Source organism: Pseudomonas protegens (assembly GCF_013407925.2).
Taxonomy (GTDB): domain Bacteria; phylum Pseudomonadota; class Gammaproteobacteria; order Pseudomonadales; family Pseudomonadaceae; genus Aquipseudomonas; species Aquipseudomonas fluorescens_AP.
The window spans coordinates 844,660-862,594 of sequence record NZ_CP060201.1 but is presented as its reverse complement, the minus strand read 5'-3'; the positions used below and the strand labels follow the sequence as shown (position 1 = coordinate 862,594).

Below are 17,935 nucleotides of genomic sequence, written 5' to 3'. Positions count from 1 at the left end.
TCGACCAGCAGAGGCTCAGCATGATCTACGCACAACCCGGAACCCCAGGCGCCGTCGTGTCCTTCAAGCCACGCTACGGCAATTTCATCGGCGGCCAGTTCGTGCCACCGGTGGAGGGCCAGTACTTCACCAACACCTCGCCGGTCAACGGCGAAGTGATCGCCGAATTCCCCCGTTCCAGCGCCGCCGATATCGACAAGGCCCTGGACGCCGCCCATGCCGCCGCCGAGGCCTGGGGCAAGACCAGCGCCCAGGACCGTTCGCTGGTGCTGCTGAAGATCGCCGACCGCATCGAGCAGAACCTGGAGATCCTCGCGGTCAGCGAGACCTGGGACAACGGCAAGGCGGTGCGCGAAACCCTCAACGCCGACGTGCCCCTGGCCGCTGACCACTTCCGCTACTTCGCCGGTTGCATCCGCGCCCAGGAAGGCGGCGCCGCGGAGATCAACGAACTGACCACCGCCTACCATTTCCACGAACCGCTGGGCGTGGTCGGGCAGATCATCCCGTGGAACTTCCCGCTGCTGATGGCCGCCTGGAAACTCGCCCCGGCCCTGGCCGCCGGCAACTGCGTGGTGCTCAAGCCCGCCGAGCAGACCCCGCTGTCGATCATGATCTTCGCCGAGCTGATCGCCGACTTGCTGCCGGCCGGGGTGCTGAACATTGTCCAGGGCTTTGGCCGCGAAGCCGGCGAGGCCCTGGCCACCAGCAAGCGCATCGCCAAGATCGCCTTCACCGGCTCGACCCCGGTGGGCTCGCACATCATGAAATGCGCCGCCGAGAACATCATTCCGTCCACCGTGGAACTGGGCGGCAAGTCGCCGAACATCTTCTTCGAAGACATCATGCAGGCCGAACCGAAGTTCATCGAAAAGGCCGCCGAGGGCCTGGTGCTGGCGTTCTTCAACCAGGGTGAAGTCTGCACCTGCCCATCCCGCGCCCTGGTGCAGGAGTCGATCTACGAGCCGTTCATGGCCGAGGTGATGAAGAAGATCGTCAAGATCAAGCGCGGCAACCCGCTGGACACCGAGACCATGGTCGGCGCCCAGGCATCGCAGCAGCAGTACGAGAAGATCCTCTCCTACCTGCAGATCGCCCAGGAGGAGGGCGCCGAGCTGCTCACCGGTGGCGCCGCCGAGCGCCTGGAAGGCGACCTGTCCAGCGGCTATTACATCCAGCCGACCCTGCTCAAGGGCCACAACAAGATGCGCGTATTCCAGGAAGAGATCTTCGGCCCGGTGGTGGGCGTGACCACCTTCAAGGACGAAGCCGAAGCCCTGGCGATTGCCAACGACAGCGAGTTCGGCCTGGGCGCCGGGCTGTGGACCCGCGACATCAACCGCGCCTACCGCATGGGCCGGGCGATCAAGGCCGGCCGCGTGTGGACCAACTGCTACCACCTGTACCCGGCGCACGCCGCGTTCGGTGGCTACAAGAAATCCGGGGTGGGCCGCGAGACCCACAAGATGATGCTCGACCACTACCAGCAGACCAAGAACCTGCTGGTGAGCTACGACATCAACCCCCTGGGCTTCTTCTAAGGGCAACAACAGGCGCGGTGGTTGGGTGCCGCCGCGCTTGTGCGGGACGGACACGGGGAGGGCTCATGGGTGGGCACCTCCCCGTGTGCGTTGTTACCGGGGCGAGCCGCACCACCGCCATCCCTGTAGGAGCCAGCTTGCTGGCGAAGAGGCCCGCAAGACCACCCCCATTTCCCCCTACCAACGCACCCCGCCGATTCGTCCCAAAGTAGCATTCGGCCGCCGCGCGCCCCGTGCATTAATGCCGCTACCGGAATTCCCCGGCACAACAAGAGGCTTGACCCCATGTGGCATAAACCCGCGTACACCGATCTGCGTATCGGCTTTGAAGTGACCATGTACTTCGCCAACCGCTGAGCCGTCCCGCTCCGGCCGGTACTGGTGTCGACCGGAGCCCTTTGCCCTTCAGGAGCACCTCATGCATATCCGCATTCTCGGGTCCGCGGCGGGCGGCGGTTTTCCCCAGTGGAACTGCAACTGCCGCAACTGCGCCGGGGTGCGCGACGGCAGCCTGCGCGCCCAGCGCCGCACCCAGTCATCCATCGCCCTGAGCGACCACGGCAGCGAGTGGATCCTGTGCAACGCCTCGCCGGACATTCGCCAGCAACTGGAATCCTTCCCGACCCTGCAACCGGCCCGGCAGCTTCGGGACACGGCACTGGCCGGGGTGATCCTGCTGGACAGCCAGATTGACCATTGCACCGGCCTGCTCAGCCTGCGCGAAGGCTGCCCGCATCAGGTCTGGTGCACCGAGATGGTCCATCAGGACCTGAGCAGCGGCTTCCCCCTGTTCAACATGCTCAGCCACTGGAACGGCGGCTTGCAGTGGCAACCCATTCACCTCGATGGCCGCGAGTTCAGCCTGCCGGCCTGCCCGGACATCGCCTTGCGGGCCATTGCCCTGCGCAGCAGCGCGCCGCCGTATTCGCCCCATCGTGGCAACCCGCACCCGGGGGACAACATCGGCCTGTTCATCGAGGACCGGCGCAGCGGCGCCAGCCTGTTCTACGCCCCGGGGCTGGGGCAGGTGGATGAGGCCCTGCTGGAATGGATGGATCGCGCCGACTGCCTGCTGGTGGATGGCACCCTGTGGCGCGACGATGAAATGCGCATCTGTGGCGTCGGCGACAAGCTGGGCAGCGACATGGGCCACCTGGCGCAAAGCGGCCCCGGCGGCATGCTTGAAGTGCTGGAGCGCTTTCCCCGAGCGCGCAAGGTGCTGATCCACATCAACAACACCAACCCGATCCTCGACGAAGACTCCGCCGAACGCGCGGAACTGACCCGCCGCGGCATCGAAGTGGCGTACGACGGCATGGACATCCAGCTCTGAGCGAGCAGCGGCAAGCTTCCAGCTGCAAGCTCAAAGCTGGCTTACCGCTCTGGCATTGCTTGTCGCTTGAAGCTTGCCGCTGCGCGCAACGCGCGCGTTGCTTTCAGCAACGGATGCTTTAGGCTGGCGTTCTCCTTTCAGAACAATAAGAAAACAGGCTTCCCCCATGAGCCAGAATCTCAGTCTGCTGCGCAAATTCGTGTCTCCGGAAATCATCTTTGGCGCCGGTTGCCGGCATAACGTCGGCAACTATGCGAAGACCTTCGGCGCGCGCAAGGTCCTGGTGGTCAGCGACCCCGGGGTGATCGCTGCCGGTTGGGTCGCCGACGTCGAGGCCAGCCTCCAGGCCCAGGGCGTCGACTATTGCCTGTACAGCCAGGTGTCGCCCAACCCGCGGGTGGAGGAGGTGATGCAGGGCGCCGAGGTCTACCGCGAAAACGCTTGCGATGTGATCGTCGCCGTCGGCGGCGGCAGCCCCATGGATTGCGGCAAGGGCATCGGCATCGTGGTGGCCCACGGGCGCAGCATCCTCGAGTTCGAGGGGGTGGACATGATCCGCGTGCCGAGCCCGCCCCTGATCATGATTCCCACCACCGCCGGCACCTCGGCGGACGTCTCGCAGTTCGTGATCATCTCCAACCAGCAGGAACGGATGAAGTTCTCCATCGTCAGCAAGGCGGTGGTGCCGGATGTGTCGCTGATCGACCCGGAAACCACCCTGGGCATGGACCCGTTTCTCTCCGCCTGCACCGGCATCGACGCCCTGGTGCATGCCATCGAGGCTTTCGTTTCCACCGGCCACGGCCCGCTCACCGATCCCCATGCCCTGGAAGCCATGCGCCTGATCAACGGCAACCTGGTGCAGATGATCTCCAACCCCGGGGACATCGCCCTGCGCGAGCAGATCATGCTCGGCAGCATGCAGGCCGGGCTGGCGTTCTCCAACGCGATTCTTGGCGCGGTGCATGCCATGTCCCACAGCCTGGGGGGCTTTCTCGACCTGCCTCACGGCCTGTGCAACGCGGTGCTGGTGGAGCATGTGGTGGCCTTCAACTACAGCGCGGCGCCGGAACGCTTCAAGGTGATTGCCGAAACCTTCGGCATCGACTGTCGCGGGCTCAACCAGCGGCAGATCTGCGGGCGCCTGGTGGAGCACCTGATCGCCCTCAAGCACGCCATCGGCTTCCACGAAACCCTGAGCCTGCATGGGGTCAGCAGCAGCGATATTCCGTTCCTCTCGCAGCATGCGATGGACGATCCGTGCATCCTCACCAACCCTCGCGAATCCAGCCAGCGTGATGTCGAGGTGGTGTATGGCGAGGCCCTCTGACGACCAGCAACGGGCCTTGGCCGGGCTCCTGGGGCTGGGCAACCACTCGGCGCGCAAGAGCCATTACCCGGAGCTGGCGGCGCGCCTGGAGGACCTGGAAACCGAACGCAATCGCTACAAGTGGCTGTTCGAGCACGCGGTGCACGGCATCTTCCAGGCCAGCCTGCAGGCCGGCCTGCGCGCGGCCAACCCGGCCCTGGCGCGCATGCTGGGGTATCAGGACCCCCAGGAAGTGCTGTTTTCCCTGGCCGATTTGGCGGGCAATCTGTTCGTCGGCGGCGCCGCGGAACTGGCGGTCATTGGCGAGCAGTTGCAAAGCCAGCGCAGCCTGCTGGGTTATGAAACCCAATTGCGACGCAAGGACGGCAGCAGCATCGACGTGCTGATGAACCTGCTGCTCAAGCCCGACCAGGACGGGCTGGTGGAAGGGTTCGTCGCCGACATCACCGAGCGCAAGCTGGCCCAGCAGCGCCTGGAACAGCTCAACGACCAGTTGGAGCAGCGGGTGGCGGCGCGTACCGATGAACTGCTGGAAGCCAACCGCAACCTGCAGCAGCAGATCGCCCGGCGCGAGCGCATCGAGCGCGACCTGCGCGAGGCCCGGGACGCCGCCGAGGCGGCCAACCGCAGCAAGGACAAGTACCTGGCCGCCGCCAGCCACGATCTGCTGCAACCCTTGAATGCCGCGCGCCTGTTGATCTCCACCTTGCGCGAGCGGCGCCTGCCGGCGGCCGAGCAACTGCTGGTGGAGCGCACGCACCAGGCTCTGGAGGGCGCCGAGGACCTGCTCACCGACCTGCTGGACATCTCCAAGCTCGACCAGGCAGCGGTCAAGCCGGACCCGGCGGTGTATCGCCTGGATGAATTGCTCGCGCCGCTGGTCTCGGAGTTCCAGTCGGTGGCCGAGGCCGCGGGCCTGGAGCTGCGGGTGCGCTTCGGCGACTTTGCCCTGTTCACCGACTTGCGTTTGATGACCCGGATTCTGCGCAATTTCCTCAGCAATGCCTGCCGCTACACCGAGCGCGGCAGCATTTTGCTGGCGGCGCGCCGTCGCGGCGATCAGCTGCGGCTGGAGGTGTGGGACACCGGGCGCGGCATTGCCGCCGACCGCCTGGAGTCGATTTTCCTTGAGTTCAATCAGCTGGATGTAGGCCGCGCCGCCGACCGCAAAGGGGTGGGCCTGGGGCTGGCGATCGTCGAGCGCATCGCCAAGATCCTCGGCTACCGGGTGCAGGTGCAGTCGCGGCCAGGACGCGGCTCACGGTTCAGCATCCAGGTGCCCCTGGCGGACCGAGTGCCGTTGCCCATCAGCTTGCAGGCACCGCAGCCGGGCACCGGCAACCCGTTGCCGGGGCGGCGTTTGCTGGTGCTGGACAACGAGCTGAGCATCCTTGAGAGCATGGCCGCGCTGCTCGGTCAGTGGGGCTGCGAAGTGCTCACCGCCACCGATCAGGCGGCCGCCCTGGCGGTGCTCCAGGGCCGGGCGCCGGAGCTGATCCTGGCGGATTTTCACCTGGATCACGGGGTCACCGGGTGCCAGGTGGTGCAGCAGCTGCGCGAGCACTTCCAGCAGCCGCTGCCGGCGGTGATCATCACCGCCGACCGCAGCGACCAGTGCCGCCGGGCCTTGCAGCAACTGGGGGCGCCGCTGCTCAACAAACCGGTGAAACCGGGCAAGTTGCGGGCCGTGCTCAGCCAGTTGCTGGGCTAGGGCCGGGCCTGTTCCAGGGGGCATTCCAGTACCCAGTGGCCGAGGCGCTGCCCTATCCGCCGGCGCCGGGCTCAGAGGATGCCCAGCATCCACAGTAGGCCCAGGTACACCGCGGCGCCGCCCAGGGGCCAGACCACCAGCAGGCGGGTCTGGCTGAAGAACGACGGCGCGGCTTCCACCAGGGTCGAGTCCTCCAGCTGTTGCAGGGTCCTGGCGGGCACGCCGTCCTCGACCGGGGCGTTGAGCTGGGCCTCGATCAGGGGTTCCACGGCTTCGACCTTGCGCATCAGCGTCCGGCCCGAGGCGAACAGGGCGGCGCCGACGAAGATCAGCAGGTAGATCAGCAGGAATTTCCAGTGCGAGGCGTTGCTCAGGCGCAGGAAGTCTGGGGTCGGGCTGTTGTCCCAGAACCAGTCCAGGGCCCGGGTGTTTTCCGAGACCATCAGGGTGAACTGCTGAATCGGGCGGTTGATGGTGCTCGCCATGGCGGTGTAGCTGTCCAGGCGCCAGTGGAGCATTTTCAGGGTGGAAAACACCGTGGAAATCAGCGCGCCGGTGAACATCAATGTGCCTGCGCCGATCTGCAGCCGGTACTTCAATTGGGCCCGGGTGTAGTTCATCTGTGCGTCCTGCCAGGAAAAAAGTCGCGCCATACTATATTTCGCCGGCACGGGCCGATAGGGGCGCTGCTGCCCAGGCTATGCTTTGCTCCCTCTTTACTCGGACGAATCAGCCCATGCTGCAGGTGCAAGGCGTTTTCAAGAGCTACCCCACGCCCCAGGGCCCACTGGCGGTGCTGCAGGGCGTGGACCTGCAGCTGCAGCACGGCAGCAGTCTGGCGCTGATGGGCGAGTCGGGCAGCGGCAAGAGCACCCTGCTGCATCTGGTGGCGGGGCTCGACCGGGTCGACGCCGGCAGCATCCGCATCGGCGGGCAGCATCTGGAGCAGATGACCGAGGGCCAGCGCGCCGATTGGCGGCGCACTGAAGTGGGCCTGGTGTTCCAGCAGTTCAACCTGATCAGCAGTCTGCGGGTGGAGGACAACCTGAGTTTCCAGGCGCGCCTGGCCGGGCGCTTCGATCCGCGGTGGCAGGCGCAGTTGGTGGAGCGCCTGGGCCTGGGGGATTTGCTGCGGCGCTATCCGGAGCAGCTCTCCGGCGGCCAGCAGCAACGGGTCGCCCTGGGCCGGGCCCTGGCTGCGAAACCCGGCTTGCTGCTGGCGGACGAACCCACCGGCAGCCTCGACGAGGCCACCAGCGACGAGGTGCTGGACCTGCTGCTGGAGTTGCTGGCCGACAGCCCCACCGGCCTGCTGATGGTGACCCACAGCCAGCGCGTGGCCAGCCGCCTGCAACAGACGGTGGTGCTGCATCGCGGTCGTCTGGCCGACCCGGTCGGGGGTTGAGATGCGGGTCTTGATGACGACGATGCAGGCGCTGCTGAGCCATTGGCGCCAGCATCCGGTGCAGTTCTTCAGTGTGCTCACCGGGTTGTGGCTGGCCACCAGCCTGCTGACCGGGGTCCTGGCGCTCAACAGCCAGGCCCGGGACAGCTACGCCCGGGCCAGCCAACTGATTGGCGGTGAACCCCAGGCCAGCCTGGGCACGGCCGATGGCGCAAGTTTTCCCCAGCAACGCTTTGTCGACCTGCGTCGCGCGGGTTGGCCGGTGTCGCCGGTGCTGCAAGGGCGCGTGCAGTTGCAGGGGCATGACGACTGGCGCCTGCAACTGATGGGCATCGAGCCGCTGTCGTTGCCCGCCGGTTCCGCCATCGCCGGCAAGGCCCTGGCAATGCAGCAGGTGGTGGAGTTCTTCAGTCCGCCGGGGCGCACCTGGATTGCCCCGCAAACCCTGGCCAGCCTGGGTTACCACGAGGGCCAGCAGCCGGTGGCCAGCAATGGTCGGCGGCTGCCGCCGTTGCAGGTGCAGGCGGACATGGCGCCGGGGCTGCTGCTGATGGACATCGGCTTTGCCCAGCAAGTGCTCGACCAGCCGGGGCAACTCAGCCGGCTGCTGCTGCCCAGGGACTTTGCCGCCCAGGCGCCGCCCTTGCCGGCGCCGCTGGCGGGGCAGCTGGTGCTGCACCCCGGCGACTCGGAGAACAACCTGGCGCGCCTGACCGAGAGTTTTCACCTCAACCTGAATGCCCTGGGGTTTCTGTCCTTCGTGGTCGGGCTGTTTATCGTGCATGCCGCCATCGGCCTGGCCCTGGAGCAGCGCCGCGGCCTGTTGCGCACCTTGCGCGCCTGTGGGGTCAGTGCGCGGCAGTTGATCTTCAGCCTGACCCTGGAGCTGGGGGCGCTGGCATTGCTGGGCGGGGTCGCCGGGGTGGTCAGCGGCTACTGGCTGGCCGGGCTGCTGCTGCCGGATGTCGCCGCCAGCCTGCGCGGCCTGTACGGCGCCGAGGTGGCGGGGCAGTTGAGCCTGAGTCCCTGGTGGTGGCTCAGCGGGATTGGCCTGAGCCTGTTGGGCGCCTTGCTGGCCGGCGCCGCCAGCCTGTTGCGGGCGGCGCGCCTGCCGCTGTTGGCCCTGGCCAACCCCCAGGCCTGGCATCAGGCCCATGCCCGCTGGCTGCGCCGTCAGGGCGTGGTGGCTGGCGGCGCAGTGCTGGTGGCCCTGGCGGCCTGGCAATGGGGCGATAGCCTGGCCAGCGGCTTCGTACTGATGGCGGCCTTGCTGCTGGCGGCGGCCCTGGGCTTGCCGGTGTTGCTCGATGCGCTGCTGGGGGCCTTGCTGGGGCGCCGGCGTGGGGTGCTGGGGCAGTGGTTCCTGGCCGATTGCCGCCAGCAATTGCCGGCCCTGAGCCTGGCCTTGATGGCCCTGCTGCTGGCGCTGGCGGCGAATATCGGCGCCGGCAGCATGACCGCGGGGTTTCGCGAGACCTTCAACGACTGGCTGGAGCAGCGTCTGAGCGCCGAGCTGTACGTCAATCCGCAAAGCCCGGAGCAGGCCCGGCAGTTGCTGGCGTGGTTGCCGCAACAGGCGCAAGTGACAGCCGTGCTCCCCAGTTGGCAGGTGGCGTTGCAGGTGCACGGCTGGCCGGCGGACCTGTACGGGGTGATCGACCATCCCAGCTACCGTGCGCACTGGCCGCTGCTGGAAGCCGACGGCGCCGAGCCCTGGGCGCAACTGGCGAGCCAGGACACGCTGATGCTCAGTGAACAACTGGCCCGGCGCCTCAAGGTCCGCCCCGGCGACCGCTTGAGCCTGGCGGTGCCGACCGGCCAGTGGGCGCCCCGAGTGGTGGGGATCTACGCCGACTACGGCAACCCCAAGGGCCATGTGCTGGTGAACGCCGGGCACCTGCTGCGCCACTGGCCGGACTTGACGCCGAACCGTTTCAACCTGCGCCTGGCGCCGGCGGCGGTGCCGGCGGCGGTGCCGGCGCTGATCGGCGCCCTGCAACAGCAATTTCATCTGGATGACAGCCGGGTCATTGATCAGGCCCGGCTCAAGGGCTGGTCGCAACAGGTCTTCGAGCGCACCTTCGCCGCCACCGCGGCCCTCAACAGCCTGACCCTGGGAGTGTCCGGGGTGGCGCTGTTCATCAGCCTGCTGACCCAGAGCCAGAGCCGCCTGGGCCAGTTGGCGCCACTCTGGGCCCTGGGCGTGGGGCGGCGTCAATTGCTGCTGCTGAACCTGGCCCAGACCTGGCTGCTGGCCGTGCTGACCCTGGTCCTGGCGCTGCCCCTGGGCATCGTCCTGGCCTGGTGCCTGGACAGCGTGATCAACGTCCAGGCCTTCGGTTGGCGTTTGCCGTTGCGGGTCTTCCCCGGGCAGCTCGTGCAACTGCTGGGGCTGGCGATGCTGGCGACCCTGCTGGCATCGGCCTGGCCGCTGCTGCGTTTGCAGCGTGCGCAACCGGCGGATCTGCTGAGGAGCTTTGCCCATGAAGATTGATCGCTTGAGCCGGGTGCTGGCGGCGCTGCTGCTGGCCTTGCTGGCCGGTTGCGAGCCTTCCGCCGAGCCGCCCCAGGGGTTTGCCGGGCTGGGCAGCGAGGCCGCGACCTTTACCCCGGTGCTGCCGGGGCGCAGCTTCAGCTTTCCCGCCGATCATGGTCCCCACGATGGTTTTCGCATCGAGTGGTGGTACCTGACCGCCGACCTCAAGGACGCTCAAGGCCGACGTTTCGGCGTGCAATGGACGCTGTTTCGCAGCGCCCTGCGCGCCGCACCCGAACAACCCGGCTGGAGTGCGCCGCTGGTCTGGCTGGGGCACGCGGCGGCGACGTCCGCCAGCAGCCATCACGCCGCCGAGCGCTATGCCCGGGGCGGGGTGGGGCAGGCCGGGGTCACGGCGCAGCCGTTCCAGGCCTGGATCGATGACTGGCGCTTCACCAGCCTGTCCAGCGCGGACAATCCCCTGGCCCGGATGCAGGTGCAGGCCAGCGGACCGGGGTTTGCCTATCAGTTGCAACTGTCCAGCAGCCGGCCCCTGGTGCTGCAGGGGGAGGGTGGTTACAGCCGCAAATCCGATCAGGGGCAGGCGTCCTATTACTACAGCCAGCCGTTTTTCCAGGCCACGGGCCAGTTGCAGATCGACGGCCAGCGTTACCAGGTCAGCGGCCCGGCCTGGCTCGACCGTGAGTGGAGCAGCCAGCCCCTGGCCGCCGATCAGACCGGTTGGGACTGGTTTTCCCTGCACCTGGACAGCGGCGAGCGGCTGATGCTGTTCCGGGTTCGGGAGAGCACGCGCGCGCCCTACATCACCGGCACCTGGATCAATGCCGACGGCAGCACCCAGAGCCTGGGACGGGAGCAGATCCGCATGACAGCGCTGGACGCTGCCCAGGTCGAGGGACGGCGCCTGCCGATCGCCTGGCACTTGAGCATCCCCGACAAGGGGCTGGACATCAGAACCCGGGCCTTGAATCCCCAGTCGTGGATGAACCTGAGCATTCCCTACTGGGAAGGGCCGGTCACGCTGGAGGGCAGCCACAGCGGCAGCGGTTATCTGGAGATGACCGGGTATTGAGAGGCGCTGCGAGGGGCGGCGTCCAGCGTTGCAGTTTTATTCAGATTCGGCCCACGGACATTCCCTGGCCGTTGCACTAGAATGCCAAGCGTTCGCCCGGTGCAAGGGCTCTTTACCGGTGCATGGATTGCCAAGGCCAGAGCACTGGGCGAACACCCTTCCTAGTCGCGTTCGGCGATTTCCCAGCTTTACCCCTCCTTGGATTGCGCATGCCCCGGATCCGCCTGAGCGGCGCTTACAGCGCCAGCGGTTGCAGGCTCACCTGACGGGCCAGCAGGCTGACACAGGCGGGCAGTGGCCGGGTGTACCCGTGCACGCTCAGCAGGACGATGGAACCGCCGATGGCCAGGGCCGCGCCAGCGTCCTCGTCGACCTGGAGCAACTGCCCGGTGATGTGCAGCCCGTCGCTGTCCCGATCGATTCGCGGCTCAGGCCCGGTGCCGGGCCACAGGTTGTGCTGCCAGCGGAACTCATCCTCCAGACTCAGTTCCACGTCGTGCTCCTGGGCAACCTGGGGCGGCGCTCCCAGCCATAGGCCCCGGCCTTGGCCGAAAGCGCAGTTGAAGTCGACCCACAAGGCAGACGACGGATCGCTGTGCAGGGCGGTGAGGGTGATGCGCATGTCAGGTGTTTCCGTTTTGGGGGGCAAGGGCGCCGCTGTCCATGGACCGTTCCGGCGTCAAGGCTGCAGGGACCGGCAGCGCCTGGCAAGTTGCCCGGGGCTTTTTATTGCGCTGTTGCCCAGCAGGGGCACAGAATGCCGCCGACCCGACCGGGCGGCCGCTGCACGGCCCAACTGCTGGAGATTAGGGATTGATCTGGTTGAAGCGTTTTCTGATGGTGATGGGCGGGTTGGCGCTGGCGCTGATTGCATTTTGGGTGGCCTTGACGGACTTCACCAAGGCTCCAGCCCATCGGCTGGCCGAGCACCCCAATGCCCAGTGGCAGGGCGCCGCCGACGGTGGGCATTACATTGAAATCACCCGCGCCGAGCCGCCTTATTACTTCATTCAAGTGCGTTATGAAAGTGGCCACTTGTGGGATGAAGGCTGGCTTAAATATGAGGGGCGCGACGCTGAAACCTTGACTGCCAATAAAGTGCTCGCATTCGATGGCGATGGGGTGATTTACCTGCAACTGCGCAAAGTGCTGAGCGCTGATAAGTCCGCGGCCCATTGACGGCGCCAGGTGCGGGAGGGGTGAGCGAGCCAAGCGGGGCGGCGCGATTAATACCACTTGTTGTATAAATCCGAATACTACTGTGCAAGAAGTTGCGCATAAGAACTTAAACATATTTGTACTAGAGGTTTATCGGTCCATATAAGAAAAATCCTATATTTTTGCCTGGGGTGTTCCGTTAGGGTTTTGCCACCTGAATGGATATCCGGTAGTTCCAGTGCGCACTTTGTTTCCCACCTTTGTCAGATTTTTCAATAAAGAGCGTAATCAACGCCTTTATGCGAGCCGGGTGGCGGGCATGGAAAGTGGCCACCCATGAGCTACTCGCGCAAGCTGTATTCCCATCACCTCAAACTCGCCCAGTCCCCTGTGCACGAGCACAGCTTCGCTGGCGATGACGTCCGCTTCTCCAACGAATACGAAGCCCTGGAAAGCGAGCTGGGCAAAGCCCAGTCGCTGCATGCCAACGGTCAGATCGACTGGCTGAAGGTCCAGGAGCAAAGCGAAGCCCTGTTGCGTGATCAATCCAAGGATCTGCGGGTCGCCGCCTGGCTGACCTGGGCCTTGCATCAGCGTGAGTCTTTCCCTGGCCTGCTGGCGGGCCTGGGGCTGGTGCGCCACCTCTGCGAACACCATTGGGACCAGGTTTACCCGGCCAAGCCGCGCACCCGCGGCGCAGCGATCGCCTGGCTGGTGCCGCGCCTGCAGGACGCCCTCGACGACGATGTGCCGGTCAAGGACCAGTTGCCGTTGTTCCGCCGTCTGGTGGAGCAGATCCAAGGGCTGGACGGCATCCTGACCCGGCACCTGGGGGACGAAGCGCCGCTGCTGTTGCCCATCTGCCGGCGTCTGCAGGGCATGGTCACCCGGGCCGCGGATCAGCAGCCGGAACCCGGAGCCGTGGGCAGCGTGGTGGCCCAGGTCAAACAGGCGGCGGCACAGCTGTTCACCCCCGGTTCACCCATCGATAACGAAAAGGATGCGCACAAGGCCCTGCGCGCCCAGCAGGACAACGCCCGGCCGCTGTGCGCCTGGTGGCTGCGGCAGAAGGCCACCGACCAGCGTGCCCTGCGCCTCAATCGCACCCTGATGTGGCTGTCCATCGATGCGGTGCCCGAGCGCAATGCCGAGCAGGTCACCGCCTTGCGCGGGCTGCCGGCGGACAAGCTGCGTCACTACCAGGAACGTTTCGCCCAGGGCCAGTACGCCGACCTGCTGGTAGAGCTGGAGGCCAGTCTGGCTCGTGCGCCGTTCTGGTTTGACGGCCAGCGCATGGTCTGGGAGTGCCTGCAGGAGCTCAATGCCGAGTCGGCCATGCGTGAGGTGGAGTTCCATTTCGCCTTGCTGCTGCAACGCCTGCCCGGTCTGATCGAGCTGCGTTTCCATGACGGCGTGGCCTTTGCCGATCCGGCCACCCGCGCCTGGATCAGCGCCCAGGTCCTGCCCCATCTGCAAAGCGCCGACGTGCCGCGCAAGGTCGAAGCGGACAGCCACCTGCCGGCCTGGGAAGAGGCCCTGGAAGAGGTGCTGCCGATCCTGCGCAAGGACGGCCTCAAGGCCGCGGTGCAGGTGCTCAAGCAGGGCCTGCAGAACGCCCAGGGCGGGCGGGTGCGGTTCTTCTGGCAGTTGAGCCTGGCGCGCCTGTGTTTCACGGCCAAGAAGTACGAACTGGCCAAGACCCAGCTGGAGACTCTCGATCAGCAACTGCAGCACTCGGGCCTGCAGGCCTGGGAGCCGCAGTTGGCGCTGGAGGTACTGCAGCTGCTGCACAACTGCTGCGAGCTGTTGCCGCAAAACCACGCGGTGCGCGAACGCAAGGAAGAGGTTTATCGCAGGCTGTGCCATCTCGATCTCGAGGTGGTACTCGAATAGGCCCCAGGGCCAACAACCCAAGGAGAAGTGTCATGGCCAAAGAAGGCTCTGTAGCCCCCAAGGAACGGATCAACGTCACGTTCAAACCCGCCACCGGCGGCGCTCAGGAAGAGATCGAACTGCCGTTGAAACTACTGGCGATCGGCGATTACACCCAGCGCCTGGACGAGCGCAAGGTCGAGGATCGCAAACCCATCAGCATCGACAAGATGACCTTCGACGAGGTCCTGGCCAAGCAGGAACTGCGCCTGACCCTGAGCGTGCCCAATCGCCTGCAGGACGATGGCGGCAGCGACGAGCTGGCGGTGCAATTGCGGGTTGATTCGATGAAGGACTTCAACCCGGCCAGCCTGGTGGAGCAGGTTCCGGAACTGAAGAAACTCATGGAACTGCGCGACGCCCTGGTGGCGCTCAAGGGGCCATTGGGCAACGCCCCGGCCTTTCGCAAAGCCATCGAAGGCGTGCTCGCCGATGACCAGTCCCGGGATCGGGTCCTGGGTGAATTGGGTCTGAACGCCGCCCCCGCCCTGCAAGACTGAGCCCTCAACCGCCAAGGAAGCTAGAACATGAGCAGCAGTGCCGCACAGCAGAAGCACCAGGACAGCAGTGAATACAGCATTCTCGACAGCATCATCGCCGAGACGCGCCTGACCCCGGATGACGAGGCCTATGACATCGCCAAGCGCGGAGTCTCGGCCTTTATCGAAGAGTTGCTGAAACCGCAGAACAGCGGCGAGCCGGTGAAGAAGGCCATGGTCGACCGGATGATCGCCGAGATCGATGCCAAGCTCAGCCAGCAGATGGACGAGATCCTCCACCATCCCGATTTTCAGTCGCTGGAGTCGGCCTGGCGTGGTTTGCAGTTGCTGGTGGACCGCACCAACTTCCGCGAGAACATCAAGATCGAGATCCTCAACGTCTCCAAGCAGGACCTGCTGGACGACTTCGAGGACTCTCCGGAAGTGATGCAGGCCGGCCTCTACAAACACATCTACACCGCTGAATACGGCCAGTTCGGTGGCCAGCCGGTGGGCGCCATCATCGCCAACTACTTCATGTCCCCCAGCTCGCCGGACGTGAAGCTGATGCAGTACGTGTCCAGCGTGGCGTGCATGTCCCACGCGCCGTTCATTGCCGCGGCGGGGCCGAAGTTCTTCGGCCTGGAAAGCTTTACCGGGCTGCCGGACCTCAAGGACCTGAAGGACCACTTCGAAGGCCCGCAATTTGCCAAGTGGCAGAGCTTCCGCCAGTCCGAGGATGCCCGTTACATCGGCCTGACCTTGCCGCGCTTCCTGTTGCGCAACCCTTACGATCCGGAAGAAAACCCGGTGAAATCCTTCGTCTACAAGGAAAACGTTGCCAACAGCCACGAAGACTACCTGTGGGGCAACACCGCCTACGCCTTCGGCACCCGCCTGACCGACAGCTTCGCCAAGTTCCGCTGGTGCCCGAACATCATCGGCCCGCAGAGCGGCGGCGCGGTGGAGGACCTGCCCCTGCACCACTTCGAAAGCATGGGTGAGATCGAAACCAAGATCCCCACCGAGGTCCTGGTTTCCGACCGTCGCGAGTACGAGCTGGCGGAAGAGGGCTTCATCTCCCTGACCATGCGCAAGGGCAGCGACAACGCCGCGTTCTTCTCCGCCAGCTCTGTGCAGAAACCCAAGTTCTTCGGCATCAGCGCCGAGGGCAAGGCCGCGGAGCTCAACTACAAGCTCGGCACCCAGCTGCCCTACATGATGATCGTCAACCGCCTGGCCCATTACCTGAAGGTGCTGCAGCGCGAGCAACTGGGGTCCTGGAAGGAACGCACCGACCTGGAGCTGGAACTCAACAAGTGGATCCGCCAGTACGTGGCCGACCAGGAGAACCCCAGCAGTGAAGTGCGTGGCCGGCGTCCCCTGCGTGCCGCGCAGATCATCGTCAGCGACGTCGAGGGCGAGCCGGGCTGGTATCGGGTCAGCCTCAACGTGCGGCCGCACTTCAAGTACATGGGGGCGGACTTCACCCTGTCGCTGGTGGGCAAGCTGGACAAGGAATAGGGCAGGAGCTGAGCCATGCGTCGATACGGCAGCCTTTTCGAACGCTTGAGCGGCGAGGCAGAACAGCGCGTCGGCTGGAGTCGCGAAGTGGCCGCCATGGCATCGGTGGCTGCCCACCTGGCGAAGATGCTCAGCACCCGGGCGGGCAGTGTGCAGACACTGTCCGACTACGGGCTGCCGGATCTCAACGACATGCGTCTGAGCCTGCACGACGCGTTGAGTCAGGCGCGCGAGGCCATCGAAGGCTTTATCGAGACCTACGAACCCAGGCTGTCCAACGTGCGGGTCAAGCCACTGCCCCGGGACCACGATCCCCTCAAGCTGGCCTTCAGCATCGAAGGCCTGCTGGAGGTGGAAGGGGTCAGGCGCCAGGTGAGCTTCGCCGCACGCCTGGATGGCAGTGGACAGGTACGGATCAAGTAAGGAGTGCACAAGGATGTCTGGAAAACCTGCGGCACGGCTCAGCGACCCAACGGCTTGTCCGATTCCCGGGCATGGGGTCAATCCCATCGCCAGCGGCTCGGCAGATGTGCTGTTCGACGGCCTGCCGGCGGCTCGCCAAGGTGACGTGTCGGCCTGTGGCGGTGCCTTGAGCGGCGCCCTGAGCAGCAGCGTGTTCATCAATGGTCGGCCGGCCGCCACCCTGGGGTCGCTGGGCAGTCATGGCAACACGGTGATAGGTGGATCAGGGACGGTGATCATTGGCGATACCCATGTCCCGGCACCGTTTGTGGCGCCGTTGCCGGTGCAGATCAATTGGCCGTTCGACCAGCAGTTCGTGGTGCGCTCCAGATCGGGAACTCCGCTGACAGGGCGTGCCTACACCTTGCTCACTGCCTCGGGCAAGGAGATCAAGGGGGTTACCGATGGGCAGGGGAAAACCGCAAAGATTGCTGCGCAGTCGGCTGAAAGCGTCACGCTGGTGCTTGAACCCCAATCTTCTCTTGTGATTGCGTGAGGCATGCATATGTCTGATCCGGCTCCGATAACCGCTCAGCTCACGGCCTCGGCCGACATGAAGTGTGCAGAAACGACGGTTGAGGATTTCCAGATCACCGATATCCCTGCGGTGATGCGCACGCTCGGCTGGGTGGAGGCTGCCCGGATCATGCAACGCTGGTTTGATGGCGAGGTTTTCGTCATGAGTCCGGAGGAGAAAAGGGGACGATTGGCAGTAGACAGAATTACTCAAGAGAAACTGTTTGTTGATCTCGATTTTGATTGGTTATCGAGTGCTTCCTCGCACACTGGAGTTCTTGTTGATGAACTGCTAGGGAAACTATCCAGTGCTAGCCAATACAACGAGATTTTTGGACGTAAGAGAGGTGGGGTAGAGCAACTGACAAAAGGGCTTTTGCAGTTTATGCAGCGAATGCAAAACCTCAATATTTTGGATGTGGAGGGGCAGGATCTGATTGCCGGTTTTCATGACTATAGTCAATTGAATGCCATTGAGCTGGAGACTACTACACAGACAAATTTCAGGGAGATTTCTACAGGCCGACTCGACAAAGCCCTGAATCCGCTGGACGACGTTTATGGTGCGTTGGGTGGTTTTACCCTAAAGATTGCAATAACCAAGTTTTCCACGCTACCTAAAACCAAGGGAAGTGCGGCGTTATTGAAAATTCATGAAGTTGGTTGTTATGTGCGTGATACGTATGAGTTTTTGAATGCTGATGAAGATCAACTGTTAGGCTATTGGAACTCTCAAGGTGTTGTTAAGCCAGATCCTATTGAGTATCTGGCTGAGCCCGAATATGTTGTGCGTGGGTCGGTGCGTTATTTTAAAGTAACCAACGATAGCTTTAACTGTTATCGGGCGCAGCATCGCCGAGGAGGTGACCTATTTGTCTACTCCAGCGTGAAGAAGGTCCCGGTATCGATTCTCATCTATCTGTCGGATGCCGACTTTGGTGAGTTCTTGCATCGGACCCAAAGGGCGTAGCTTTC

General features: G+C 64.6%; 17 protein-coding genes. 15 read left to right on the top strand and 2 right to left on the bottom strand.

The genetic code is table 11. The annotated features are described in order from the left end of the window. The first annotated feature begins 20 nt into the window (after positions 1–20). The 5 genes from GGI48_RS03945 (at position 21) to GGI48_RS03925 (ending at position 5,915) form a co-directional block, all read left to right on the top strand. Entirely contained in the window at positions 21–1,541 is a 1,521-nt protein-coding gene (locus tag GGI48_RS03945; RefSeq protein WP_047303328.1) for an aldehyde dehydrogenase family protein, read from the top strand. Positions 1,542–1,826: 285 nt separating this feature from the next. Then, the gene (pqqA, locus tag GGI48_RS03940) at positions 1,827–1,898 is read left to right on the top strand and encodes a pyrroloquinoline quinone precursor peptide PqqA (RefSeq protein ID WP_011060521.1); all 72 of its coding nucleotides are present in this window, start codon (positions 1,827–1,829) and stop codon (positions 1,896–1,898) included. A gap of 61 nt (positions 1,899–1,959) precedes the next feature. After that, positions 1,960–2,874, top strand: a complete 915-nt coding sequence (gene pqqB, locus GGI48_RS03935; protein WP_179597090.1) for a pyrroloquinoline quinone biosynthesis protein PqqB — start codon at positions 1,960–1,962, stop codon at positions 2,872–2,874. Between the two features lie 166 nt (positions 2,875–3,040). After that, a complete protein-coding gene (ercA, locus tag GGI48_RS03930) occupies positions 3,041–4,204 on the top strand; it encodes an alcohol dehydrogenase-like regulatory protein ErcA (protein ID WP_179597088.1) in 1,164 nt (387 codons plus the stop codon). After that, positions 4,188–5,915 (top strand): NahK/ErcS family hybrid sensor histidine kinase/response regulator, encoded by a 1,728-nt coding sequence (locus GGI48_RS03925; RefSeq protein ID WP_047303334.1) that lies wholly within the window; start codon positions 4,188–4,190, stop codon positions 5,913–5,915. Before ercA ends, GGI48_RS03925 begins: the two co-directional genes overlap by 17 nt. A gap of 71 nt (positions 5,916–5,986) precedes the next feature. Here GGI48_RS03925 and GGI48_RS03920 read toward each other — a convergent pair whose 3' ends face one another. Continuing rightward, positions 5,987–6,568, bottom strand: coding sequence for a YniB family protein (locus GGI48_RS03920; RefSeq protein WP_260620617.1), 582 nt, complete (start codon positions 6,566–6,568; stop codon positions 5,987–5,989). Between the two features lie 83 nt (positions 6,569–6,651). Here GGI48_RS03920 and GGI48_RS03915 point away from each other — a divergent pair, with 83 nt between their 5' ends. From GGI48_RS03915 to GGI48_RS03905, 3 genes are read left to right on the top strand one after another with little or no spacing between them, the layout of a single operon-like run. Next, a complete protein-coding gene (locus GGI48_RS03915) occupies positions 6,652–7,320 on the top strand; it encodes an ABC transporter ATP-binding protein (protein WP_179597086.1) in 669 nt (222 codons plus the stop codon). Position 7,321: 1 nt separating this feature from the next. Continuing rightward, entirely contained in the window at positions 7,322–9,814 is a 2,493-nt protein-coding gene (locus GGI48_RS03910) for an FtsX-like permease family protein (RefSeq protein ID WP_179597084.1), read from the top strand. Next, positions 9,804–10,889, top strand: coding sequence for a lipocalin-like domain-containing protein (locus tag GGI48_RS03905; protein ID WP_179597082.1), 1,086 nt, complete (start codon positions 9,804–9,806; stop codon positions 10,887–10,889). The genes GGI48_RS03910 and GGI48_RS03905 overlap by 11 nt, the downstream gene beginning before the upstream one ends. A gap of 235 nt (positions 10,890–11,124) precedes the next feature. On the opposite strand, the gene GGI48_RS03900 is transcribed toward GGI48_RS03905, so the two are convergent. Beyond that, the gene (locus GGI48_RS03900; RefSeq protein ID WP_179597080.1) at positions 11,125–11,511 is read right to left on the bottom strand and encodes a hypothetical protein; all 387 of its coding nucleotides are present in this window, start codon (positions 11,509–11,511) and stop codon (positions 11,125–11,127) included. Between the two features lie 200 nt (positions 11,512–11,711). Here GGI48_RS03900 and GGI48_RS03895 point away from each other — a divergent pair, with 200 nt between their 5' ends. The 7 genes from GGI48_RS03895 (at position 11,712) to GGI48_RS03865 (ending at position 17,930) form a co-directional block, all read left to right on the top strand. Further along, on the top strand, positions 11,712–12,068 hold the full coding sequence (locus tag GGI48_RS03895; protein WP_260620616.1) for a hypothetical protein: 357 nt from the start codon (positions 11,712–11,714) through the stop codon (positions 12,066–12,068). A 315-nt stretch (positions 12,069–12,383) separates the two neighbouring features. Next, positions 12,384–13,940 (top strand): type VI secretion system protein TssA, encoded by a 1,557-nt coding sequence (tssA, locus tag GGI48_RS03890; RefSeq protein ID WP_179597076.1) that lies wholly within the window; start codon positions 12,384–12,386, stop codon positions 13,938–13,940. A gap of 32 nt (positions 13,941–13,972) precedes the next feature. Then, positions 13,973–14,479, top strand: a complete 507-nt coding sequence (tssB, locus tag GGI48_RS03885) for a type VI secretion system contractile sheath small subunit (RefSeq protein ID WP_016965108.1) — start codon at positions 13,973–13,975, stop codon at positions 14,477–14,479. A gap of 27 nt (positions 14,480–14,506) precedes the next feature. Then, complete coding sequence (gene tssC / locus GGI48_RS03880) at positions 14,507–15,982, top strand: type VI secretion system contractile sheath large subunit (RefSeq protein WP_016965107.1); 1,476 nt, start codon at positions 14,507–14,509, stop codon at positions 15,980–15,982. A gap of 15 nt (positions 15,983–15,997) precedes the next feature. Continuing rightward, positions 15,998–16,405 carry a type VI secretion system baseplate subunit TssE gene (gene tssE / locus GGI48_RS03875; RefSeq protein ID WP_016965106.1) on the top strand — a complete coding sequence of 136 codons (408 nt, stop codon included), beginning with the start codon at positions 15,998–16,000 and terminating at the stop codon, positions 16,403–16,405. Between the two features lie 13 nt (positions 16,406–16,418). Then, positions 16,419–16,940 carry a PAAR domain-containing protein gene (locus tag GGI48_RS03870; RefSeq protein WP_179597074.1) on the top strand — a complete coding sequence of 174 codons (522 nt, stop codon included), beginning with the start codon at positions 16,419–16,421 and terminating at the stop codon, positions 16,938–16,940. 9 nt (positions 16,941–16,949) lie between these two features. Then, positions 16,950–17,930 carry a DUF6402 family protein gene (locus tag GGI48_RS03865; protein WP_179597072.1) on the top strand — a complete coding sequence of 327 codons (981 nt, stop codon included), beginning with the start codon at positions 16,950–16,952 and terminating at the stop codon, positions 17,928–17,930. Positions 17,931–17,935: the final 5 nt, after the last annotated feature.

Excerpts from the sequence above, each read along its gene's own strand:
- GGI48_RS03920 (WP_260620617.1), bottom strand. The coding sequence starts at position 6,568 with ATGGCGCGACTTTTTTCCTGGCAGGACGCACAGATGAACTACACCCGG.
- GGI48_RS03870 (WP_179597074.1), top strand. The coding sequence starts at position 16,419 with ATGTCTGGAAAACCTGCGGCACGGCTCAGCGACCCAACGGCTTGTCCG.
- GGI48_RS03945 (WP_047303328.1), top strand. The coding sequence starts at position 21 with ATGATCTACGCACAACCCGGAACCCCAGGCGCCGTCGTGTCCTTCAAG.
- GGI48_RS03905 (WP_179597082.1), top strand. The coding sequence starts at position 9,804 with ATGAAGATTGATCGCTTGAGCCGGGTGCTGGCGGCGCTGCTGCTGGCC.
- GGI48_RS03900 (WP_179597080.1), bottom strand. The coding sequence starts at position 11,511 with ATGCGCATCACCCTCACCGCCCTGCACAGCGATCCGTCGTCTGCCTTG.
- GGI48_RS03910 (WP_179597084.1), top strand. The coding sequence starts at position 7,322 with ATGCGGGTCTTGATGACGACGATGCAGGCGCTGCTGAGCCATTGGCGC.
- pqqB (WP_179597090.1), top strand. The coding sequence starts at position 1,960 with ATGCATATCCGCATTCTCGGGTCCGCGGCGGGCGGCGGTTTTCCCCAG.
- tssC (WP_016965107.1), top strand. The coding sequence starts at position 14,507 with ATGAGCAGCAGTGCCGCACAGCAGAAGCACCAGGACAGCAGTGAATAC.
- tssA (WP_179597076.1), top strand. The coding sequence starts at position 12,384 with ATGAGCTACTCGCGCAAGCTGTATTCCCATCACCTCAAACTCGCCCAG.
- tssE (WP_016965106.1), top strand. The coding sequence starts at position 15,998 with ATGCGTCGATACGGCAGCCTTTTCGAACGCTTGAGCGGCGAGGCAGAA.
- ercA (WP_179597088.1), top strand. The coding sequence starts at position 3,041 with ATGAGCCAGAATCTCAGTCTGCTGCGCAAATTCGTGTCTCCGGAAATC.
- GGI48_RS03915 (WP_179597086.1), top strand. The coding sequence starts at position 6,652 with ATGCTGCAGGTGCAAGGCGTTTTCAAGAGCTACCCCACGCCCCAGGGC.
- GGI48_RS03925 (WP_047303334.1), top strand. The coding sequence starts at position 4,188 with ATGGCGAGGCCCTCTGACGACCAGCAACGGGCCTTGGCCGGGCTCCTG.
- tssB (WP_016965108.1), top strand. The coding sequence starts at position 13,973 with ATGGCCAAAGAAGGCTCTGTAGCCCCCAAGGAACGGATCAACGTCACG.
- GGI48_RS03865 (WP_179597072.1), top strand. The coding sequence starts at position 16,950 with ATGTCTGATCCGGCTCCGATAACCGCTCAGCTCACGGCCTCGGCCGAC.